Source organism: Chroococcidiopsis sp. (assembly GCF_051657925.1).
GTDB lineage: Bacteria > Cyanobacteriota > Cyanobacteriia > Cyanobacteriales > Chroococcidiopsidaceae > Chroococcidiopsis.
This window is the reverse complement of the sequence record NZ_JBOFLP010000278.1, coordinates 1-3,275: the sequence shown is the minus strand read 5'-3', so window position 1 is coordinate 3,275 and position 3,275 is coordinate 1. Positions and strand designations below refer to the sequence as shown.

2 protein-coding genes are annotated in these 3,275 nt (G+C 45.6%); both read right to left on the bottom strand.

Annotated features, from left to right (window positions below; translation table 11 throughout):
* Nucleotides 1–62: 62 nt before the first annotated feature.
* Nucleotides 63–425, bottom strand: a complete 363-nt coding sequence (locus ACRC32_RS22815; RefSeq protein WP_438556128.1) for a hypothetical protein — start codon at nucleotides 423–425, stop codon at nucleotides 63–65.
* A 195-nt stretch (nucleotides 426–620) separates the two neighbouring features.
* Nucleotides 621–2,768 carry a protelomerase family protein gene (locus tag ACRC32_RS22810; RefSeq protein WP_438556127.1) on the bottom strand — a complete coding sequence of 716 codons (2,148 nt, stop codon included), beginning with the start codon at nucleotides 2,766–2,768 and terminating at the stop codon, nucleotides 621–623.
* Nucleotides 2,769–3,275: the final 507 nt, after the last annotated feature.

The window sequence follows — 3,275 nt, the reverse complement described above, 5'->3', positions numbered from 1 at the left end:
TTAACCAAAGCGCGATCGGGAGAAAAGAAACGTTGTTAAAAGCGATCGTGCGAGCGCATTTTTCAGGCAGTTGTGAGTAAGAGCTTAATTGCCCAGGTGACATCACGACCGCTAGTCGGTTCGTGAAGTTGCTGAAATTGTCGTTTCAATTGTTTGAGCAGAGCTTCTTGTTCGCCAATATCTGGAGAATATGTCCACTGCCCAGGTGTTAATTTGCGAGTGATGATAGCGCGCTCAAGCGCAATTTTGTCAGTGTTGAGTGCTAAACAAGCAGCAAAGAAAGCAGGTTGTAAGGATTGAATTTGCTGCTCTAGCTCGGACATTTGAATTCGTAAATCAATCATAACATCAATGATTTCGACAGGAGCAAGTAATCTGCTAGAGTCAGTAGAATTTGCAGCTGGCGAGTCAGGTAAGTCAAACACAATCGCTTCTCCAGTTCAAAGATATTAAAGCTGATTGTATGCAATTGGAGTGGATTGGGATGATGAATAATGATTAATACAATTGTCAAAAGTGCGAGTTATTTAGTAGTTGTATGTAGCCTCTTTGTGTGGGCGCAGGTGGACATTTCTTGTCACCCGATCGCTCTTGTAGAAATGACTCAATCGTTGGGAAATTTAAGGATATGTAACCTCGTGCCAGTTGGTCAGGTGAAGAAAGTCTTTGGCGATCGCCTGAAGAATTTCATCTTTACTGTGGACTTTACGATTGTGGCGATCGCTCAGGAGGAAGTGCTGATGCAATTGAGTCAGTTCTGATTGTCGCTCTTGAAGCACCTGTTGAATGATGGGTTGATAATCAGCACCCATTTTAGAAGCCAACCCCTTGATCGGCTGAATTCCGATTCGCAACCTACGTGTAGAAATCGTGCAAGAGTGATTCCATTGGATCAGAGCATCAACGATGGCATTGATTTTAGTCGTAGTAGAGTCAGAGCCAGAGCGAGTTTTTTTAGCAGTGGGAGTTGAAGTAGAGTTAGTGGTGGGGATAGAACTAGGAGGAGCGATCGGCTGTGGCTGGGGAATAGGAGTAGGAGTAGCGTTAACTCCTTCGCGCAACGCTAACGCAGTTGGGCGATCGGTAGGCGATGAGCTAGTGATTTGGCTGGGATGAGATTGAGCTAGTCCCAAACCTTGCAACAGTCCCAGTAGTGGAGCTAATTGAGATTGCGTTTGACGAAGCTGTTCCAACTCAGTGCGCAGTTGAGCATTTTCCGATTGCAGTTGCTCGACAACAGAGTGAGCTTGTGACAATGCCTCACCAGTTGAATCGCGTTCTGTTTCCAGTTGAGTTAGGCGTGCTCTGGCAGATTCGATTTCTTTGACTAAAAAATCCCCAACGGAAACACTCAGCAATTGTTCGAGAGAGACTTGTTGGAGTGGCGATCGCGTATGAGCGTGGGATCGCACATCTGGCGTGACCAACTCATCTGTTGGCTCAATAGTAGAAGTTGTAGTATCCTGGGTTGACTCAACACTTTGCAATTGTTGGCGTGTTGATTCAATCCAGTGCAGCAAAGCGCTCATTTTTTGAGCTTGAGTGCGCTCGTCGGGGCAGATATCTTGGAGTAGAGCAGCCCACGCTTGCTGGTCACTGGGCAGAATTCGTAAAGAAGCAGATTTGGGAGTTTTAGTAGGCGATGCAGAAATACCAACGGCGGAAATTTGTGATGATGATTTGTCCATTGGTGAGGGGGCAGTCAGAGAATCAATAGGAGAGAGAGAAATTTCTATTGGGGAGCGATCGCTTTGCTGGAGCTGGAAAACTTTTAATCCAGATACGCCGCGCTCGCCTAACTTCAAACCCAAGCGACCGTCACGATTGCCGCTATCATCGGAGATCGCATAGTCGTCATAATTAGCTCTAGCACTGTAGTTAGGTAATTTACTTCCATCTTGGGCGATCGTAAAATGCCCTTGAATTTCCGCTTTGAAATTATGTTCGGGAATGTTTGGCGGACAAAACCAGTGAGCGGCAATAGTTGCATAGACAGCGCGAAACAGGTGAGTATAGAGATTATCCTTGTCCTGACGCTTAGGAACGAGATGCCCGAAGTGGCGATCGCAAGCAGTGGCGATCGCTTCGCTGTAAAGACGATTGACAGCCCGCTTTAGCTCCTTAGAACTCGACTTTTCTTGCTTGAGGTTGGCAATATTCAAGGCTTGTTGCAACCGCTCGATCGCCTGGAGAACGATACTTGCAGGCGCAAGAGTAGGAATCTCAATAGTGAAGTCCTTGTCTAACCCAGTTTTCTTCGATGGGTCAGCAAAAAGAAGCGAATGCTCGGTAGAAAGTGAAAAACCAGACAGGAGAATTTCGCTGACTCTTCTGCCAATCAGTACAGCTAAACCAGCACCAACGTCAGCCCATTGGGGACTATCTAACAAGCGAGTGGCGATCGCAACTAACTGCTCGAGTGCAACAGCCGTAATGTATTTAGTTTGAGTATTGCCGAGCCTACCTTTTTGCTTATCGTTAAGTTCTCGATAAACTAGGGTGGGCAGAGCGACCAGGGCGATCGCCTCATGATTGGGGTCAATACTCTTGAGTGCTTGCACGACGTTGGAGCGAGGATTCTTTTGCTGTTCTGGTGTAACTAACTTTCGCTCTAACAGCAAGGATGAAATCTCGTCGGCAAAAGCAGTGCTAGAAATTTGACCTTCGATCAGTTGAGGTAAGAGTTGGCGCAAAGCAGATTTGAGCCATTGAGTGGTGGCATGAGAAATCGCAGCATCTAACCAACGGTCGGATAGTGACTCAGACACGATACAACGTCACCGATTTATCTTATCTAGTTAATTCTATCCTATTTTATTTGTTCCGTCTAGATAAAAAATAAGTTAGATTGAAGCCAACCCAATTGACTCGTCTTAAATTACGAGGTGTAGTGTTGTAGATCTGTCGTTCACTAAGCATCCTTGTAAAAATAAATTGAGCAGGTTTTCATGTCCTCTCTAGTTATATATAGGTTTGGTCGCGTAATCTAATAAAACCTGCTCAATTTATTAATACACAACCCCTAATGGCGATCGCGCTTCTGGGATAAATTGTAAGGCGACTAGCCATAGATCTATAATGCCCACCGAATAGTCTGCTAACTCCACTGCGAAAACTGAAATCAGTAGGGAGTAAGGGTCGAAAATTATATGGTACTACCCATTTCCGAAACAACCATTCGACATCAGGCAACGAGTAACTCCTTTAGCCGAGGAGAAGATTATTACCATCGAGGAGCCGTCACCGATTTAGTACAGCGGGGCAACACGATTTGT